At 38.6% G+C, this 18,505-nt stretch carries 14 protein-coding genes and 1 pseudogene; 9 read left to right on the top strand and 6 right to left on the bottom strand.

Annotation, left to right across the window (positions count from 1 at the left end):
- Positions 1–125 precede the first annotated feature (125 nt).
- Complete coding sequence (locus ACM03V_RS10230) at positions 126–788, bottom strand: DUF928 domain-containing protein (RefSeq protein WP_414620668.1); 663 nt, start codon at positions 786–788, stop codon at positions 126–128.
- 533 nt (positions 789–1,321) lie between these two features.
- Here ACM03V_RS10230 and ACM03V_RS10225 point away from each other — a divergent pair.
- The 6 genes and pseudogenes from ACM03V_RS10225 (at position 1,322) to ACM03V_RS10200 (ending at position 9,016) form a co-directional block, all read left to right on the top strand.
- Complete coding sequence (locus ACM03V_RS10225; protein WP_414620667.1) at positions 1,322–3,037, top strand: filamentous hemagglutinin N-terminal domain-containing protein; 1,716 nt, start codon at positions 1,322–1,324, stop codon at positions 3,035–3,037.
- The gene (locus ACM03V_RS10220) at positions 3,030–5,627 is read left to right on the top strand and encodes a CHAT domain-containing protein (protein WP_414620666.1); all 2,598 of its coding nucleotides are present in this window, start codon (positions 3,030–3,032) and stop codon (positions 5,625–5,627) included. The genes ACM03V_RS10225 and ACM03V_RS10220 overlap by 8 nt, the downstream gene beginning before the upstream one ends.
- A 441-nt stretch (positions 5,628–6,068) precedes the next feature.
- A pseudogene (locus ACM03V_RS10215) lies at positions 6,069–6,245 on the top strand (ATP-binding protein); the annotation flags it as partial.
- Between the two features lie 246 nt (positions 6,246–6,491).
- Positions 6,492–6,707 carry a transferase hexapeptide repeat containing protein gene (locus tag ACM03V_RS10210; RefSeq protein WP_414620665.1) on the top strand — a complete coding sequence of 72 codons (216 nt, stop codon included), beginning with the start codon at positions 6,492–6,494 and terminating at the stop codon, positions 6,705–6,707.
- Positions 6,708–7,006: 299 nt separating this feature from the next.
- A complete protein-coding gene (locus tag ACM03V_RS10205) occupies positions 7,007–8,473 on the top strand; it encodes a glycosyl hydrolase family 57 (RefSeq protein WP_414620664.1) in 1,467 nt (488 codons plus the stop codon).
- Between the two features lie 219 nt (positions 8,474–8,692).
- Complete coding sequence (locus tag ACM03V_RS10200; RefSeq protein WP_414620663.1) at positions 8,693–9,016, top strand: DUF3084 domain-containing protein; 324 nt, start codon at positions 8,693–8,695, stop codon at positions 9,014–9,016.
- A 71-nt stretch (positions 9,017–9,087) separates the two neighbouring features.
- Here ACM03V_RS10200 and ACM03V_RS10195 read toward each other — a convergent pair whose 3' ends face one another.
- The 4 genes from ACM03V_RS10195 to kdpB form a co-directional block, all read right to left on the bottom strand.
- Positions 9,088–10,206 (bottom strand): sensor histidine kinase KdpD, encoded by a 1,119-nt coding sequence (locus tag ACM03V_RS10195; RefSeq protein ID WP_414620662.1) that lies wholly within the window; start codon positions 10,204–10,206, stop codon positions 9,088–9,090.
- 132 nt (positions 10,207–10,338) lie between these two features.
- On the bottom strand, positions 10,339–10,911 hold the full coding sequence (kdpC, locus tag ACM03V_RS10190) for a K(+)-transporting ATPase subunit C (RefSeq protein WP_414620661.1): 573 nt from the start codon (positions 10,909–10,911) through the stop codon (positions 10,339–10,341).
- A 3-nt stretch (positions 10,912–10,914) separates the two neighbouring features.
- Positions 10,915–11,184, bottom strand: coding sequence for a K(+)-transporting ATPase subunit F (gene kdpF / locus ACM03V_RS10185; protein WP_414620660.1), 270 nt, complete (start codon positions 11,182–11,184; stop codon positions 10,915–10,917).
- Positions 11,185–11,287: 103 nt separating this feature from the next.
- Complete coding sequence (gene kdpB, locus ACM03V_RS10180; RefSeq protein WP_414620659.1) at positions 11,288–13,378, bottom strand: potassium-transporting ATPase subunit KdpB; 2,091 nt, start codon at positions 13,376–13,378, stop codon at positions 11,288–11,290.
- 135 nt (positions 13,379–13,513) lie between these two features.
- On the opposite strand from kdpB, the gene ACM03V_RS10175 reads away from it, so the two are divergent.
- A complete protein-coding gene (locus ACM03V_RS10175; RefSeq protein ID WP_414620658.1) occupies positions 13,514–14,455 on the top strand; it encodes a lysylphosphatidylglycerol synthase domain-containing protein in 942 nt (313 codons plus the stop codon).
- 37 nt (positions 14,456–14,492) lie between these two features.
- Here the strand turns inward: ACM03V_RS10175 and kdpA are convergent, their stop codons facing one another.
- A complete protein-coding gene (gene kdpA / locus ACM03V_RS10170; protein ID WP_414620657.1) occupies positions 14,493–16,187 on the bottom strand; it encodes a potassium-transporting ATPase subunit KdpA in 1,695 nt (564 codons plus the stop codon).
- A 417-nt stretch (positions 16,188–16,604) separates the two neighbouring features.
- On the opposite strand from kdpA, the gene ACM03V_RS10165 reads away from it, so the two are divergent.
- Entirely contained in the window at positions 16,605–17,699 is a 1,095-nt protein-coding gene (locus tag ACM03V_RS10165; protein ID WP_414620656.1) for a sensor histidine kinase, read from the top strand.
- 4 nt (positions 17,700–17,703) lie between these two features.
- Positions 17,704–18,381, top strand: a complete 678-nt coding sequence (locus tag ACM03V_RS10160; protein ID WP_414620655.1) for a response regulator — start codon at positions 17,704–17,706, stop codon at positions 18,379–18,381.
- Positions 18,382–18,505 lie beyond the last annotated feature (124 nt).

Genomic DNA, 18,505 nt, shown 5'->3' with positions numbered 1-18,505 from the left:
GGGTACGATGTTCGTAGTAATATTGCATCACATTAATTTTAAAAGGTTCGTAGTAAGCGCTTAAGCGCTCGGATTTAAAACTAAAATCGGCACGTAGAACCCAGAAACACTTATGTAGTGAACTACTAGATGTTGATATTCAAAAGCGGCTCAAGGGATATTGCACCTAAGTTTTCCTGCTCTAATAATTCTTTCCATTTAGCAGCCAATTCGGAATCGTTGGGATTTTGACGGCGCAACTCTGCCAATTTAGCTAATCCATCTTGCCAGTAATTAGCATTGACTTCTCCTCGTTTAATCCACCCATCTACAACAATGTCATAAGCTCGACTTTGAGAATTACACACAATTGACAAGTACCAACGAATTTTCCCGCCTTTCTTAAGTTCGATCGTTTCAGGTACGCTGACAGTTATAATTCCCGCAGCATCACTAGTTTGAAATTTCTTTTCATAGAGTGGGTTATGTTTTGCATCTGCTATCACAAATTCCACATCCATAGGAGCAGATGTTTTAGGTAGGTGGAATAACAACTTTGGATCGTTTGATTTGGTTAATACCTGTTTATTTTCTGGTACCAAAGCCATTAAGTGCCCAGCAGTGTGCTTATCGCATCCCCGAGAGGCAGCCCCCCGTCTACGATTTGAAGAAGGCAAGCCTTCTTTTTCTTTTTGTTGAGTATTAGATTTCTGTGAGGTTTGTGCCGTCACTTGAGAAGGCAAAAGGTAGGAGCAGGTAAGTAGAGTTGTCAAAAATATTGTGGTAAATGCTTTTTTATTAAAATTCATTTTTATTATTATCCCTGATTTGATACTTTCATTCGCATCAACTGTCTTATCTCTATGAATAGCCCATATCTCAATAAAATACCAGAGCAAAACTTCCGATTTCGCTCTTTTTATATCGCACCAATATAATATGTGAGCGATTATTTTTTAGTGTTCTTACTTAAGTAATAACCATGAAAAAGTAATCTCTTTAGCTAAATTTTATTGCTTGATTATTAAGAGCAAAATCAGCATATTTATTAGACTCAGATCGAAGCTTTGCTTAAATATCGAAATGATGTGAGTTTAACGGTAAGTTTTGGGCAATATGAAGAATGTAAGTTCTATTATTGCTTTTACCCATCCTGTTAGTTTATGCCATTCGAGATCCCCCTAATCCTTCTTTTTAAGTAGGACTTTAACCCCTCTTTTTAAGCGGGGAAGGGGGGATCAAACTTTGCGGTGCAACATTTCTACATAATCGAATACTTGTAGATTCATATCTTAATTTTTAAACGCTATTTCGCTCAGAAAACAGGGAACTACCAACGATAATGCCTAATAAGCCAAATATAAAATTCAAAATACCGAAAACACCGTGTTTTTACTATATTGCAATAGCTATCGGCATTACTAGTTATTTCAGTAAAATCCCCGTAGGCAAAGCCCAAATTTCAGGAGATGGCACTCTCCCTATATCTACGGAAGTTTCGCCAGGAACGAAGAAAGGGCTTGATTTTTTAATTACAGGGGGAACAAAAGTAGGCAATAACCTCTTCCATAGCTTTAAAGAATTTTCTGTTTCTAAAGACGGCTCTGTAATTTTCAAAAATGATTCAAATCTTGCCAATATCATCAACCGCGTCACGGGTAATTTGGAATCGAATATCAACGGTTTAATTCAAACTCAAGGTAACGCCAACTTTTTTCTAATTAATCCCAACGGTATTATCTTTGGTTCAAATGCTTCCTTAGATATTGGTGGTTCGTTTATTGGCAGTACAGCTAGCAGCATCAAACTTTCCAATGGTGATGTATTTAGCGCTACTAATCCGCAAAAACCTCTGCTTACGATTAGCGTTCCTTTAGGTTTGCAGTTTGGCAACAAAACTGAAGCTATTATTAATCAATCTCAAGCTGATGGACTCCAGGGGCTAGCTAATACTACCTTGGCACTTGTAGGGGGTGAAATCAAAGGAGATGGTGGCAATATCAGCGTTCCCGACGGTAGGATCGAGTTAGGTGCCGTTAAAAATAATAGTTTAGTTAGCTTAATTCCAAACTCTCAAGGATTTGCTTTGGGATATGTAGATAACCAAAACTTTAAAGATATTCAACTCGATAAATCTTCGCTTGATGGTGGTAATATTCAGTTTCAAGGTAAGACAGTAACTTTGAATCAATCCCGTCTTTTTACACAAACATCATCTGGGATTAAAACCGATGATGGAATTAGTATTAAAGGCGATCGCCTGAATATAAATGACTCTTCGATTCGGGCGATAGCACTTGGTGTCGAAAGAGGTGGGGATGTCATTCTCAAAGCCAAGAAAATCGACATTCAAGGAGCGCAGACAATCGTTTCCGCAGAAACCCAGGGCACGGGAAATGTAGGTAAATTAATCATTCGTGCCTCGAATCTGAAATTAAACGATGTGAGTCTTTTAGTTGCGGAAACCACAGCATCGGGTAATGGTGGTGATGTGTTAATAGAAGCTCGAAAGTTAACTATCGGCGATAAGGCACGGGTAGGGATCGAAGTTCCAGTAGAGGAATTTGGCGAACAATTACCAGTCAAAGCTGCTGATTCTATCGATCCTATAGAAAATGGAGAATTACTTGGCGATCGACTAACTAAATTCAGCGATTTTACAGTAAATGCCTCTGAAATATTATTGCAACTACCCCAAACAGCCACAGATGCTTCAAAATTAATTGCTCAAAGCTGCAAATCTAGATCGAATTCGGGTAGTAAATTCTTCATTACTGGACGAAGTGGTTTAGCACCAAGCCCCGATAGCATCTTAAGTAGCAGTCAAATTCTGCCAGATTTAGCAACTACCCCAATCGGTACAAATAGTATAAATAGTAAAAGAAATCTATCTAGATACAGAGCCGCAGCATCACCCCAGACAATTCCCCATTCTGCTTCGGCGATTCTAGAAGCCCAAGGAATAGTGGTGAACGATAAAGGAGAAATATTCCTAGCAGCACAAGCTCCAAATCTAAATTCCCACACTTGGCTAAGAGCGAGGAATTGTCATGCTTAAAACAAGTTGTTTATATTTGGTAAGTAAAAACCGTTGGTTTCGTTTTTATCTAAGGATTTTATTGGGAATAGTTTTAACCCTTTTATTAGCTATTGAAAGTGTATTTATTCCAGCAGTACAAGCAACACCACAATCGGTAGTAAAAACATTATCTAATGCAGCACAACAAGAACAACTTGGCAGAGAATATTATCAAGCAGATCGTTTTTATGCGGCGTTAGAAATTTGGCAGCAAACTTTGCGGGTATACCAATATAGAGCAGATAAACTTAATCAAGCCAGGGTTTTAAGCAATCTTTCCTTGGCTTATCAACAGCTAGGGCAATGGAAACAAGCAACCCAAGCAATTACCGACAGCTTAAAATTAGTACAGCTTAGTAATCCCTCATCAAAACAATTAAAAGTATTAGCGCAAGCCCTAAACACTCAAGGAACTCTCCAATTAGCCACGGGAAAACCGCAATTAGCTCTCTCTACCTGGCAAGAAGCAGCAAATACTTACAAAAAAGCCAAAAATGAAACTGGAGCTATTCGCAGTCTGATTAATCAATCCCAAGCTTTAAAATCTTTGGGATTATATCGCAAAGCCTTATCTACCTTAGAAGAAGTGAATCAAATTCTGCAAGAGCAAGCAGATTCCCCAACCAAAGCCGCCGCACTACGTAACTTGGGTACCAGTTTACGCTTAGTAGGAAACTTAGAAAGAGCTAAGGAAGTTTTGAATGCAAGTTTGACGCTGGCTCAAAAATTGCAGCTACCATCAGATATTAGTTCTACTTTACTGGCTTTGGGAAACGTTGCTTATACCAACCAAAAACCCGAATCCGCTTTAGATTTTTATCAACAAGCAGCAATATTTGCAGCTTCGCAATCCGATCAAATTAACGCCCAATTGAATCAATTAAGCGTGTTAATTAAGATGGAAAAATGGGTAAATGCACGGTTGCTAGCAAGTAAAATACAACCACCATTAATTAAACTTACCCCAAACCGGACAACAATTTATGCTCAATTGAACCTTGCAGAAAGCTTAATTAACCTGCATCTTGCAAATTCCCATACCCCCGACATGGCAACAATTGCAGAATTAATCGCCACCAGTTATCAACAAGCGGAAAACTTAGGAGACAAACGGTTAGAAGCATATGCACTGGGAAAACTCGGTAGCCTCTACGAAAAAACTCAGCAATTGTCAAATGCTCAAAAATTGACCGAAAAAGCTTTAATGCTAGCCCAAGCCATTAATAGCCCAGAAATATCATATCGCTGGCAATGGCAACTAGGAAGAATTCTCAAAGCACAAGGAAATATCGAAAATGCGATCGCAGCTTATCAACAATCGGTTAGCACTCTACAATTTTTACGTAGCGATTTGCTAGCAGTAGAATCCGATATTCAATATTCATTTCGGGATAGTGTAGAACCAGTTTACCGAGAATTGGTTGCTTTGCTTGTGCATGGTGAATCATCAGAATCCAATCAAGAAAATTTGTTGCAAGCCCGTGAAGTGATTGAATCCTTACAAGTTGCAGAATTAGAAAACTTCTTTCACGAAGCTTGCCTGGATAGCAAAACTGCTGAAGTTGAGCGCATTGATACTCAAGCCGCAATTATTTATCCTATAATCCTTAAAAATAATTTAGAAATCATTCTCAGTTTGCCACAGCAGCCACTACACCACTACACCATTGCTGTACCTCAACAACAGCTAGAAACAACTGTAGAAAAGCTGCGTCAAAATTTAGTTATTCGTACCAGATACAGTTTTATGCCTTTATCGAAACAACTGTACGACTGGTTAATCCGTCCATTAGAAAAAGAATTAGCTAGTAGCGGAGTTAAAACTTTAGTGTTAGTACCAGATGGAGTATTGCGAAATATTCCCATAGCAGTACTCCACGATGGCGATCAATATTTGCTCGAAAAATACAGTATTGCCTTCACACCAAGCTTAAAACTACTACCACCACGCAAGCTACAGCAAAATAACTTTAAAGTACTCGGAGCAGGGCTAAGTGAAGCCAGACAAGGATTTTCAGCTTTGGAATTTGTCGAAGAAGAATTTAAGAAAATTAAATTGGAAGTTTCAAGTACAGTTTTATTAAACCAGAAATTCACCCGTGAAAATGTAGAAAATAACTTGCAATCAAATTCTTTTCCCATCGTCCATATTGCTACTCACGGTCAATTTAGTTCCAAGGCGATCGAAACGTTTATTTTAACTTGGAATGACCGGATTCGGATTAATGATTTAGATAACCTACTCGATCGCAGTCAACTGCCCCATCAGCAAGCAATTGAGCTTTTGGTGCTTAGTGCCTGTGAAACCGCCGTCGGCGATAATCGTGCAGCCTTGGGGCTAGCAGGTATAGCAGTCAAAGCAGGGGCACGCAGTACTCTAGCAACATTATGGCCAGTTAATGATGAATCAACAGCAAATTTAATGGGTCAATTTTACAAAGAGTTAAGTAATACCAAACAAAATAAAGCTGAGGCATTACGCAATTCTCAATTAGCTTTATTGAAAGATCCAAATTACGAGCATCCACTTTACTGGGCACCCTATATTTTAGTAGGGAATTGGTTGTGAGGGAGTAGCGAGTAGGTTGGGTTAGACACGTTTGGGAATTTTACTTTTAACAACAATTTTTTTAATCGTGTCGTAACCCAACATCTTCTAAGTTAACTCTCATTGATTTGTTAAAAATCTCTTTTTGCATTCAGAGATTTATTAACCAAAAATATTTAATTAATACATTAAATTAGCTATTACCCATAATCCAACGAGTGATGTAAAAGCTCCAGCCCAAAGCATCCAAGGTTGCATAAATGTTATCTCCCAAAATTTGGTTTATATATTAGTTCTCTAAATCAATTTTAAAAGATTCACTTATTTAATTAGCTCTATCTATAGTTAAGTACAAGCGTATCATTTGGTATAGAGCTAGAGACATATATAAGATAAACTCAAAGTGTCCGCCATTCGTTAATTATATGTCTCGCTGGTCCCTGTAGAGCAGACAAACACTATATGCTCTCAGCTACAAGTCGTTTACCCGACTTAGAAATGCTCATCGAGCAAGAAACCTATTTTGTCGTTCACGCACCTCGTCAAACGGGTAAAACAACCGCGATGCTAGCACTAGCTAAACAGCTGACAGAAAACGGACGTTATGCAGCAATTATGGTATCGGCAGAAGTCGGTAGTTAGTAGGTTGGGTTAAACACGTTTGGGAATTCAACTTTTAACAACAATTTTTTTTATCGTGTTGTAACCCAACATCAAAGCGTGTTTGTCTCGGAAGGGGTAATGTTGGCAAGGGGGTGCTATATGAATTTCGATATTGAGAATAACTATTAAAAATGCGGCTAACCCAACCTAGTGTCTCTTGTTTGCTATTATTAAAGGCGAATATCTTAGCAAAAGCTTATAGCCTTAATAAGGTAGAAAACTATGTTAGACGAAAATATTTTAGAGCGTCGTTTATTAAACCTTGAGAAAGCAGTTTCCGCTCTCGAAAGTAAGGTTGAAGGCAAATCCTTAGAAAACTGGTTAGAACAATTGATTGGCTCGGTTTCTGATGAAGAAGCGTTTTTGGAAGCCTTAGAATATGGTCGTGCTTTTCGGAAATCGGGTAAATTGACTGATAAAGTATTAAAGGGTTCGTAGTTGCGCTTTAGTTAGCTAATAGGTTAGGTTAGACACGTTTGGGAATTCAACTTTTAACAACAATTTTTTTAATCGTGTCGTAACCCAACATCAAAGCGTGTTTCTTCCTGAAGGGTTAATGTTGGGAAGGGGGCGCTACATGAATTTCGGTATCAAGCATAATTATTACAAATGCGCCGTGAAGGCAACAAAGCTGCCTGTCTTCACAGCAAACAATAATAAACAATTGATAATTAATATACACCCCCACCCTACAGCGAGTGATAATTGAACATTGATAATTGTTAATTGATAACTAAATGCCTACTCTAACAACCCTACCCGCTTTACCAGAAACTATTGACGGCTTACCCAATATCTCTGGTAGTGAAAAACAGGTTCTAGAAGTCGTAAACCAAAATTCACCCGTTTTCCTTCCTACAACAAATCTCCGCTTAGAAGACATCACCGCGACTTTCGCCGTAGCGCTGCATATGCACCAACCGACAATCCCCGCTGGTGCAAACGGCGAGTATATCAGCCATCTGCAATATATGTTTGAACACCAAGGTGAAGGTGACAACCATAATGCAGGCCCTTTTGCTAATTGTTACAGCCGCATGGGCGATATTATCCCCGAATTAGTCAGTCAAGGTTGCAATCCTCGCGTGATGTTGGATTATTCTGGCAATCTGTTGTGGGGATTTCAACAGATGGGGCGCAGAGATATCATAGACAATCTTAAACGTATCACCTGCGATTCTACATACCAACCTTATGTGGAATGGTTGGGTACCATGTGGGGACACGCCGTAGTTCCTTCTACGCCGATTCCTGATATAAAATTACACATTCAGGCATGGCAGCATTATTTTGCAGCAATGTTCGGTTGGGATGCTTTAGCGCGAGTTAAAGGTTTTTCTCCCCCTGAAATGCACCTCCCGAACCATCCCGATACTTTATATGAATATGTCAAAGCTTTGAAAGAATGCGGTTACAAGTGGTTGATGGTACAAGAGCATTCCGTACAAACACTTAACGGCGAAGAATTAAAGAATAAACATACACCACATAAACTTGTAGCTAGAAATTCTCAAGGTGAAACCGTAAGTATTACCGCTTTGATTAAAACTCAAGGTTCCGATACTAAATTAGTTGCTCAAATGCAGCCTTATTACGAAGCGAAATCCTTAAGCTCGCAAGGTAATGAAAGTTTCCCACCAATAGTTACTCAAATTGGTGACGGTGAAAACGGTGGTGTAATGATGAACGAATTTCCCCCCGGCTTTAAGCAAGCTTGGCATGGTATGAAGCAAAATGCTGGGGGAACAAAAGGAGTTGTTGGAGTTAACGGAACGGAATATTTAGAATTAATTGAAAATGCTGGTGCTAAACCGGAAGATTACCCAGCTTGTCAGCCAGTGGGACAACATTTAATTTGGGAACGAGTTTCAGATTCTCAAAATGTAGAGCAAGTTATAGAACAGTTGAAACAAGAAAATTCCAACTTTCATATGGATGGTGCTTCTTGGACAAACAGTATCAGTTGGGTAAAAGGATATGAAAATGTATTAGATCCGATGAATAAACTTAGCAGCTTGTTTCATCAGAAATTCGATCTATTATTGCAAGCTGACGAATCAGTTACTCAACAAACCGAATACCGCAAGGCTTTATTGGACAATTTCCTATTGCAAACAAGCTGTTTTCGTTATTGGGGACAAGGTACTTGGACTGACTATGCAAGAGAAATTTACCAACGAGGGGAAAAGCTGCTTCAAGGTTAAAGGTTAAAGATTAAATTAGTTAGGAGTTAAGAGTTTGTAGTTTGTAGTTTGTAGTTTGTAGGTTGGGTTAGGCACGCGAAGAAAATAGTTTTTAGCGAAAAATTAAAAATCGTGCCGTAACCCAACATCTAATTTTCGGTATTGTAGTTCAAACTATCAAAATTTAGATATAAATTAAAAGTAGTAGACTAAAGTTGTAAGCCTTTTAGTAGTTAAAATATGACTACAGCCTATATTGTATTGGCGATTTTGATGACAGGGGGTACTATCTCCACTTTGGGCGATAGCGTTAAAAGAAAAATTCGTAAAGAACGACTTTCACTATTTAATCTCCGTCCCAAACATACGATATCATTAGTAGCGATGCTGACAGGTATGTTAATTTCAGCATCAACCCTTTTGATTTTATTTGTGGCTGACAAAGATTTGCGAAGAACAGTATTTAAACCAGAACAAATTCATAGAGAAATTCAAAGCAAACAGGAAGAGATAAAAATGGGAAATCATCCCCAATTGGAAATTAATAAAATTGGAAAAAGTTAGTAGGATGTAATGACTAATTATAATGAACCTAAGACACCTGACAAAATATTGTTAACTCCTAATTTTCATAACTAAGTAGCAATTATATGTAAATCAACGCTAGTGAGAGCTTCCATTAAATTTTGTACTATTGAGCCTTTAAAGAAAATCTCCCATCGAGAACGACGAGTTTCACCAATTACAATTTGAGTAATACGCTCTTTTTTAGCAACATCAATAATAGCTTTTAATAAATTTGAAGAGTTAACCTGTAAAAATTCTCCCCCGAATTCTTCAGATAAACGTTGGCAAGTTTCAACGTGTAAAGTTTCTTGGCGAGAAAGAAAACGTCCAGTATTATTTACAAATAATATATATAATTTGGCATTCATGAAATTGGCAATACGTGCGCCACGTCGCAGCAGTTGAATTGTATTTGGATAAGTAGAAACGCAAACCAATATCCTTTCTTGTATATTGCAGTAATTTAGATTATTCTCTTCAATTTTTTCTTCTTCAATATTATCAGCAATTTCTCGTAAAGCTAATTCCCGTAATGCAATCAAATTGCTTTTTTTAAAAAAGTTTTGTAGAGATTTGTCTATTTTTGCTGGTGCATATATTTTTCCTTCTTGCAACCGATCTTGTAAAGTTTCGGGAGTAACATCGACAACAATTATTTCATCAGCTGCTTCTAAAACGCTGTCTGGAATGCGTTCGCGCACTACAACACCAGAAATTTTTAATACTAAGTCATTAAGACTTTCCAAGTGTTGAATATTGAGTGTGGAATAGACATCAATACCCGTCTCTAGAATTTTTTCTACATCTTGATAGCGTTTTTCATATACTGAACCAGGCACATTCGTATGTGCTAATTCATCAACTAATACTAACTGTGGATTGCGAGCAATTATCGCATCGGTGTCCATTTCACTAAGCCATCTTCCCTGCATTAAAATCTGTTTGCGAGGGATTATTTCCAAATTTTGGGCTTTTTCGGCTGTTTCTACACGTCCGTGGGTTTCTAAAAGTCCAATAACAACATCAATCCCTTGTTGTTTCAAGCTGTGAGCTTCTTCCAACATTCGGTAAGTTTTACCAACTCCAGGAGCCATACCGATAAAAATTTTATGTTTTCCGCGTTTTTTAGGACGTTCGTATTGATTAGATATGTGTTGATTAGATACAGTTTCGTTCGATTCAAACATAATAAAAAACTAACTACAATAAAAATATTAAGTTTGTAGTAAGCCCTATCTGGACTCACTACAAACTATTTCCTCTGCGTCACTCTGCGATAACTCCGCGTTCCTCTGCGTTTAACAAAAATATTAGGGATTCTACAATTTATCCAAAGCCAAATTTAACTTCAAAACATTAACTCCCGGTTCCCCGAATATTCCCAAAAATCTCCCATCTGTATTTTGCGAAATCAACGGTTGAATTTGTTCTACAGAAATATTTCGCGTTTTAGCAACTCGTGCTAATTGTGATAGAGCCGCTTCTGGGGTAATGTGGGGGTCAAGGCCAGAACCAGAAGCATAAACCAAATCATATGTAGGTTCAATTCCGGCTTGTTGCAATTTTTTGATTTCTTTTTGAATGCGAATAATTAATTCTGGATTACTAGGAGCAAGATTACTTGCACCCGATACTCCTGTGGGTGCAGCGTCTTGTCCTTCGCTGTAATTAACCGTGCTAGGACGACTCCAAAAATAACGGTCTGAATTGAAACTTTGTCCAATTAAAGCACTACCAATAACCTGTCCTTGGTTATTAGTTATTAAGCTACCGTTGGCTTGATAAGGAAAAGCAACTTGCCCTAACAAGATAATTAAAAATGGATAAATTAAAGCAGTCAAAAGCCAAAGTGAAAACGTATTGCGAACTGCAATTATAAATTCTCTAGCCATGATTTAAAAACGCTCCGGTTGTAAAATTACAGTAAATAAATAAATACTAAGTCCAACAGTTACTAAACCTAAAATTCCCAAAGCGTAAGCAGTAGTACGCTCAATATCGGGAGTAGCAGCGTAGACCGCAGGAGCAACAATTAAATTCAAAAACAACCCCAAAAATATCCATAAAGGAAACTTTTGTCGTCGCCATTCCGACCAAATGAAGCGGATAAAATCAACATGGTTTGTAGTCACAAATACTTTTTGTTTTAAATTAATTAGTTTCATGAGAATTCTGAGTTTAGGATGGGAAGAATCTTTTTTTAACGCAAAGTAACGCAGAGGTAAGCGCGGAGGAACGCGGAGTTTTTGAGTTGAGATGTTGAGTAATTTATGCTAAACCTACAGCGGTAATTAAAACATCAATTATTTTCACGGCTACAAAAGGTGCAATTACACCACCTAAACCGTAAATAAAAATGTTGCGACGTAACAGTTGATTGGCAGTTAAAGGACGAAATTCTACACCTTTTAGGGCTAAGGGAATTAAGGCTGGAATAATTAAAGCATTGTAAATTAATGCCGATAAAACTGCTGATTGAGCGCTGGTTAAACCCATAATATTCAAAGCACCAATTCCCGCAGCTGCGAACATTGCTGGAATAATTGCGAAGTATTTGGCAATGTCATTGGCAATCGAAAAAGTTGTTAGCGCTCCACGAGTAATTAATAACTGCTTACCGATAGTTACCAAGTCAATTAACTTTGTCGGATCTGAATCTAAGTCCACCATATTTGCCGCTTCTTTCGCCGCTTGAGTACCGGAATTCATAGCTACTCCGACGTTTGCTTGAGCTAAAGCTGGTGCATCGTTGGTACCGTCTCCCGTCATCGCTACTAATTTACCCTTGGCTTGTTCGGCTTGAATCACGGCAATTTTGTCTTCGGGTGTGGCTTCCGCAATAAAATCATCTACCCCCGCTTCTTTGGCGATTACCGAAGCTGTAATGCGGTTGTCTCCTGTTAACATTACGGTACGTACCCCCATACGTCGCAACTGGTCGAAACGTTCGTTAATACCCGGTTTAACAATGTCTTTAAGATAAACAACGCCGTAGGTTTCGCTACCCCGACAAACAGCAAGGGGCGTACCTCCTAAGTTGGATACTCTTTCATAAGCTACATCTAAATCATCTGGGGGTTGTCCATTGCGCGATCGCACAAAACCGCGAATTGCATCTACCGCACCTTTACGTATTTCCTCACCGTTAGGTAAATTGGTACCGCTCATGCGGGTGCGTGCGGAAAATTCCACACCCTCAGCTTGTGTTCTATCAAAATCAATCTTTCCCCCCAACTTTTCTGCTAAACGTAGAATTGATTTACCTTCGGGTGTGTTATCAAATAAACTAGCAGCTAACGCCACCGATGCTACTTCCTTAACCGAGTGTCCGTTGACTGGGATAAATTCTTCAGCAAGACGGTTTCCTAATGTAATCGTTCCGGTTTTATCCAGCACCAAAGTATTGATATCGCCGCAGGCTTCCACTGCTCGTCCAGAAGTCGCCACAACGTTAAATTGAGCTACCCTATCCATTCCGGCAATCCCGATCGCACTTAATAATCCCCCGATAGTGGTAGGTATCAAAGCTACCAAAAGAGCAATCAAAATCGCGATGCTGACAGGACTATTTACATAAATCGCTGGAGTTGGAATGGTCGCTACCACAATCAAAAATACCAGCGTTAACACTGCTAATAACACTGTCAAAGCGATTTCGTTAGGAGTCTTAGAACGTTCCGCACCCTCAACCAGCGAAATCATCCTATCGATAAAACCTTTACCAGGGTCGGAGGTAGTACGGATAATTAGCTCATCGGAAACTATAGTAGTACCACCAGTTACCGAACTCGCAACATCAGAACCCGGTTCTTTTAATACAGGTGCAGACTCCCCAGTAATTGCAGATTCATCAACAGAAGCCACACCATCGATAACTTCACCATCTGCTGGAATAACATCACCAGCAATGACTTTAATTCTGTCTCCTTTTTGCAAACTGGTAGAACTTACTTCCTCAATTCCACCATCTGGTAAGAGTTTGCGAGCAATGGTGTCTCCTTTAGTAGAACGCAAGGCATCAGCTTGAGCTTTACCGCGTCCTTCCGCGACAGCTTCGGCGAAATTGGCGAAGACAACTGTAAAGAAGAGAATAACTGTAATTAAGCCATTAAATAAGCGTTGGTTCTCCCCTGCGACTGCACCAAACACGTAGGGGTTAATAGTTAAGATTGCGGTGATGACTGTACCAATCCATACCACAAACATTACCGGGTTTTTGATGGTATTGCGGGGATTGAGTTTAACAAAAGCTTGTTTAAAAGCGCGTTGGTAAATTTTGTTCCTATTCGCTTTAGGTGCATTTCCCCTTTGGGAAGGCTCAGGTTGTGGTGTTTTTGCTGGTCTTTGTTTGAATTTCATAGTTAGGATTTAGGAGTGAGGAGTTGAAAATCAATATTGGTGAAAAGATTTTTAACACAATAAAACAGCGTTGTTTATTGTTTTTAACAGTACCTAGTAAATGCAACAGATTTATAAGTCATGTTCTGTAAGATTATGGTAAATGAAAAACTAATTAATCGTCTGGTTCCCTTTTTCGGTTTGATAATTTTAGTAATATGTTTGTCGGTATTGAGCGCAGAACTAAAGGATTACCAATTAAAAGAAGTAATAAAGAGTTTAAAAGCAATTTCGCGGTATAGATTAAGTTTGGCAAGTGGTTTTATGGCTTTGAGTTATTTCGCGTTTGCCTGCTACGATTTTATTGCTTTTCGCTACCTCAAATACTCTTTAAGTGCGGGAAAAATCCTATTAGTAGGTTTTATCTGTAATGCTATCAGTAACATTGTTGGTTTTGAGGCTTTATCTGGTGGCGCAATTCGCTATCGTTTTTATTCTCACTGGGGAGTACCAGCTCGAACAATTGCTTCAGTTCTTGCTTTTGAAAATATATGTTTTTGGTTGGGATTGTTTGCTGTAGGTGGAGTAACTTTTCTAATAAAACCTTTAACTTTACCCCGATTACTAAAATTACCTTTCGTCTCAGCCTATCCCATAGGATTGATTTTTTTATTCATTGTAATTTCATACTTAATACTTTGCGCTGTAAGAAAACAACCATTAAGAATTAGAGGTAAAACTTTTGCCATCCCAAGTTTAAAATCATCTCTTGCCCAAATAATTGTGTCTTTTTTTGACTGGTCATTTGCTGCGGCAGTACTTTACATTTTGCTTCCAAATAATAACCCTTTAACTTATCCTGGCTTTTTTGGTATTTATTTATTAGCGATGTTTGCTACTATTATTAGCCATGTGCCTGGTGGTTTGGGTGTATTTGAAACAGTTATTTTATTGTTATTACCAAAATCGATTAACTCTACTGCGGCTTTAGGTTCGTTATTAGCATTTCGAGCAGTTTATTATTTATTACCTTTTCTAATGGCGGTGGTATTACTCGGTGGATATGAAATTCAAAGGAGATGGGGAACTGGAAAATAAAGCTTAAAGTAGTTTTAATTTCTTCCCATCCCCATCCCTAACCCACTCCCGATGCAGTTCTAGCAATCAGAAAGGCTTCGGCGATCGGTCCGAGAGCGAATACTGGTAAAAAGGTTAATGCGCCTAAAATGAGAATTACCCCTGCTGTAATTCCGGTAAATAATCCGGTATCGGTTCGCAGGGTTCCTGTGGTTTCAGGAACGGGTTGTTTGTGCATCATTCCGTCGGCTAATAACAACAGCGCAATCAGCGGTAAGTAACGTCCTCCGATTAAAGCTACACTTGTGCTTAAGTTCCACCATACGGTTCCATCGCCTAAACCTTCAAAACCAGAACCGTTGTTAGCTGCGGCGGATGCGTATTCGTAAATTACTTGGGAATAACCGTGAAATCCTGGATTGGTAATTCCTGATAGTGTGTCGGGAAACGCCATGACGATGGCACCGGGAATTAAAATCATGATGGGATGAACTAGTAAAATGACACTAGCTAGGACTATTTCACGTTTTTCGATTTTGCGTCCTAAAAATTCCGGCGTTCTCCCTACCATCAATCCGGTAAGAAATACTGTCAAAATCAAGAATATAAATAAATAAGCGGTTCCGGTTCCCTGTCCACCCCAAACAATTTGTAAGAATAGATTGAACATTGTTACCATACCACCACTGGGCATCAGGGAATCATGCATCCCGTTGACCGCACCGCACATTGTCCCCGTTGTCGCTGCTGCCCAAAGTGCAGTTAAAAATGCACCGAAACGAACTTCTTTTCCTTCTAAATTGGGTGCGTTTGTATCTAAAATTGAGTTAACTATCGGGTTTCCTTGATATTCGCCAATTGCAGCTACGGTAATTAACGCCGCGAAAATCACAAATACCATCCAAAATAACAACCAGGCTTGTTTGGTATTCCCCGCAATAACGCCGTAAGTGTAAATTAGTGAGGCGGGAATCGCCATCATAATTACCGTTTCTAACAAGTTGGTCAAATTATTGGGGTTTTCAAAAGGATGTGCCGAGTTAATTCCAAAGAAACCACCACCGTTTTCACCCAGTTCCTTGATAATCTCAAAATGAGCAACGGGACCGCGAGCGATATATTGCGTAGCACCTTCTAAAGTTTGTGCGGTTGCGGGTCCAGCTAAGGTTTCCGGTACCCCAGCAGCGAGGAGAATTACAGCCCCAACTATAGAAATGGGTAGTAAAATCCGGGTAATCGACATAGTTAAATCCACATAAAAATTACCTAAATCTCTACCAGTTAACCCGCGAATAAAAGCGATCGCCACCGCAATACCCGTCCCCGCAGAGGTAAACATCAAAAACCCCAGGGCTAGCATTTGGCTAAAGTAGCTGTAGGTGGTTTCACCGGAATAATGCTGTTGGTTGGTATTAGTTACAAAGGAAATTGCAGTATGTAAAGCCAAATCCCAACTTGGTGCATCTAAATTTATTGGATTAAGCGGTAATACTCCTTGCAAGATGAATACCAAAAACGCAAACGCGCCCATAATTAAATTACTAAAAATCACAGCGCGGATGTATTGCCAAACTGTCATCGAACTTTGACGCAATCCCGATAAACCGTAAATTAAACGTTCTAGAGGTTTCATTACCGGGTCTAAAATCGTTTTTTGACCTAGAAAAACCCGTGCCATATAACCGCCAAGCAGGGGAGTTATTGCTACTAAAATTACCAAAGTAATGGCAATTTGGATAAATCCTAATAACATATCTTTATTTACTGAAATTTAGAAAAGTTCTTTTCTGGACTTATATTGAAATCACTTTTTTATTATCTTGTCTATTTGAAAAAATCACAATATACAAGTTGTATAAAATATAGTTTATGTGTTTAGTGCTTGATTTAGCAAGCGTTTATAAACGTTTAGAACAGTTATATATCAAAACACGTAAGTCTGTTGTAACCAGCTATAAACTAGTGGTCTGTCCGATTATAAATAATTTAAAGCCCTGACTACTAAGCTTCTCAAAATCAAATAAACATAAAAATAATCCTTCAAGAATTAAACCAAATATTTTTTGTAAATAAGATAAATTTAATAAAACAATATTCTGAAGATAGATATACGAAATATTATTTATCTGGACATCACTAATCCAATAAAATCAATTATTTGTGACCAAAAATGCTAAACAAACAATTCAACCGACTTCAAGCTTTAATACATTTGTATACATCTCGTCAATGGCTAATTGTCGCTATATTTATTTTGGTTGTGATTTTAGAATATTCCACGCCCCCTATTTATGTCTTTGGATATCTATATATAGGTGTAGTAGTTTTAGCAAACTCGCGTCTGAGCCAGAAAACTACTGCTTGGGTGACAATAAGCGCGATCGCCTTTACAATCCTTAACTTAGTAATTCCCGGTGTAGAAACCATTACTTTACCGACAATTGCAAACCGCTCGATTGTTGTTGCAGCGTTGATTGTCACCGGGTGGTTGAGTAACCGTAATCGTAAATACGAAGAAGCTATAGCGCGTCAAAAAATGCAAATATTAGCGCAAGAGAAAACGGCTTCGCTAAGAGAAGATTTTGCTTCTACCCTCACCCACGATCTGCGAACCCCACTTTTGGGAGCAATAGAAACCCTCACAGCCTTTGAGTCAGAAAAATTTGGTGCGGTAACTCATAATCAACATAAAGTTTTGCAGATAATGAGGCGATCGCATCAAAATACTTTAGAGTTAGTGCAAACCTTGCTCGATGTTTACCGTAACGATACTCAAGGTTTACAACTGCGTTGTTCATCTATAGATTTAGTCGCGGTAGCAGAATCAGCAATTTCGACTGTTGTTGAATTAGCATCGACTCGCCAAGTATACATTCATCTGGGTTTTGCTGATTCTGAATTTCGTTCGCGAGCTATGGTGAATGGAGATGACTTACAACTACAGCGCGTTTTTGTCAACTTAATTGCTAACGGGATTAATCACTCGCTACGGGGTGGTAAAGTAGAAGTTGTGTTTGTTCCCAACGGGATTAACCATACAGTCAAAATTATCGATCAAGGACAGGGAATTACAGAGGAAGAATTACCGCTATTATTTGAAAGATTTTATCAAGGACATACTAACCGTCAAGCTAAAGGTGCGGGTTTAGGGCTTTATTTAAGTCGGCAAATAATTGAAGCGCATGGCGGTAAAATTTGGGCAGAAAGACGTAAAAGTGGTGGAGCTATCTTCGGGTTTAGTATACCTGCTTTTGTTAACAATTAGAGTAATGAAAACAGAGCCAATAAAAATTTTATTAGTAGAAGACGACGAGTTGTTTAGATTAGGAATTTCCACGCGACTGCATCAAGAAGTAGGGTTGGAAATTGTTGTCGAGGCTGAAGATGGAGAAACCGCGATTGAATTATCTTCTCAACTACCATTAGATATAGTTCTTTTAGATGTAGGATTACCCGGTATAGGTGGTGTAGAGGCCTGCCGTCAAATAAAACAACGTCGTCCGAATTTACCAGTATTAGTTTTAACTTCCCATTCTCAAAAAACTTTGATTGCTCAATTAATTGAAGCAAAAGCCAACGGTTATTGTTTAAAAGGAATTCCAGCCGAAAACCTGATTTTAGCCATTCGTTCGGTAGCGTGTGGTGCTTCTTGGTGGGATAGTACAGCTACCGTAGAAATTCAAACGACTTTTCAATCTTCTCAATCTAATGTCAATTCTATAGCTATATCTTCTTCTGATAATAATTCCCTAACTAAAAGGGAACGGGAAATATTAACATTAGTGGTAGCAGGTAAATCAAACCAGGAAATAGCAGAAAATCTTTTTATTACTGCGGGTACGGTACGGGTTCACATTCACGCAATTCTGCAAAAACTAGATGTCCGCGATCGAACTCAAGCTGCAATTGTCGCAATTAAAAAAGGATTGATTGATGCTAAATATTAGGTAGTTGGTAATAGGTAATAGGTAATAGGTAATTGGGTAAAGCTCTTCGGAGAATGCAATTAAAAGTTTAATAGCGTTTAAATAGGACTAAAATTTTACCCTTTATAACTAATAAAAACACTTA

Origin of the sequence: Calothrix sp. CCY 0018, assembly GCF_963920925.1 — a bacterium.
GTDB lineage: Bacteria > Cyanobacteriota > Cyanobacteriia > Cyanobacteriales > Nostocaceae > Rivularia.
The sequence above is the reverse complement of the archived record's forward strand: the minus strand, read 5'-3'. Positions and strand labels throughout refer to the sequence as shown.

Bases quoted from the DNA above. Each gene is read 5' to 3' on its own strand.
- ACM03V_RS10205 (WP_414620664.1), top strand. From the start codon at position 7,007: ATGCCTACTCTAACAACCCTACCCGCTTTACCAGAAACTATTGACGGC.
- ACM03V_RS10200 (WP_414620663.1), top strand. From the start codon at position 8,693: ATGACTACAGCCTATATTGTATTGGCGATTTTGATGACAGGGGGTACT.
- ACM03V_RS10230 (WP_414620668.1), bottom strand. From the start codon at position 788: ATGAATTTTAATAAAAAAGCATTTACCACAATATTTTTGACAACTCTA.
- kdpA (WP_414620657.1), bottom strand. From the start codon at position 16,187: ATGTTATTAGGATTTATCCAAATTGCCATTACTTTGGTAATTTTAGTA.
- kdpB (WP_414620659.1), bottom strand. From the start codon at position 13,378: ATGAAATTCAAACAAAGACCAGCAAAAACACCACAACCTGAGCCTTCC.
- ACM03V_RS10165 (WP_414620656.1), top strand. From the start codon at position 16,605: ATGCTAAACAAACAATTCAACCGACTTCAAGCTTTAATACATTTGTAT.
- kdpF (WP_414620660.1), bottom strand. From the start codon at position 11,184: ATGAAACTAATTAATTTAAAACAAAAAGTATTTGTGACTACAAACCAT.
- ACM03V_RS10220 (WP_414620666.1), top strand. From the start codon at position 3,030: ATGCTTAAAACAAGTTGTTTATATTTGGTAAGTAAAAACCGTTGGTTT.
- ACM03V_RS10210 (WP_414620665.1), top strand. From the start codon at position 6,492: ATGTTAGACGAAAATATTTTAGAGCGTCGTTTATTAAACCTTGAGAAA.
- ACM03V_RS10225 (WP_414620667.1), top strand. From the start codon at position 1,322: ATGCCTAATAAGCCAAATATAAAATTCAAAATACCGAAAACACCGTGT.
- ACM03V_RS10160 (WP_414620655.1), top strand. From the start codon at position 17,704: ATGAAAACAGAGCCAATAAAAATTTTATTAGTAGAAGACGACGAGTTG.
- ACM03V_RS10195 (WP_414620662.1), bottom strand. From the start codon at position 10,206: ATGTTTGAATCGAACGAAACTGTATCTAATCAACACATATCTAATCAA.
- ACM03V_RS10175 (WP_414620658.1), top strand. From the start codon at position 13,514: ATGGTAAATGAAAAACTAATTAATCGTCTGGTTCCCTTTTTCGGTTTG.
- kdpC (WP_414620661.1), bottom strand. From the start codon at position 10,911: ATGGCTAGAGAATTTATAATTGCAGTTCGCAATACGTTTTCACTTTGG.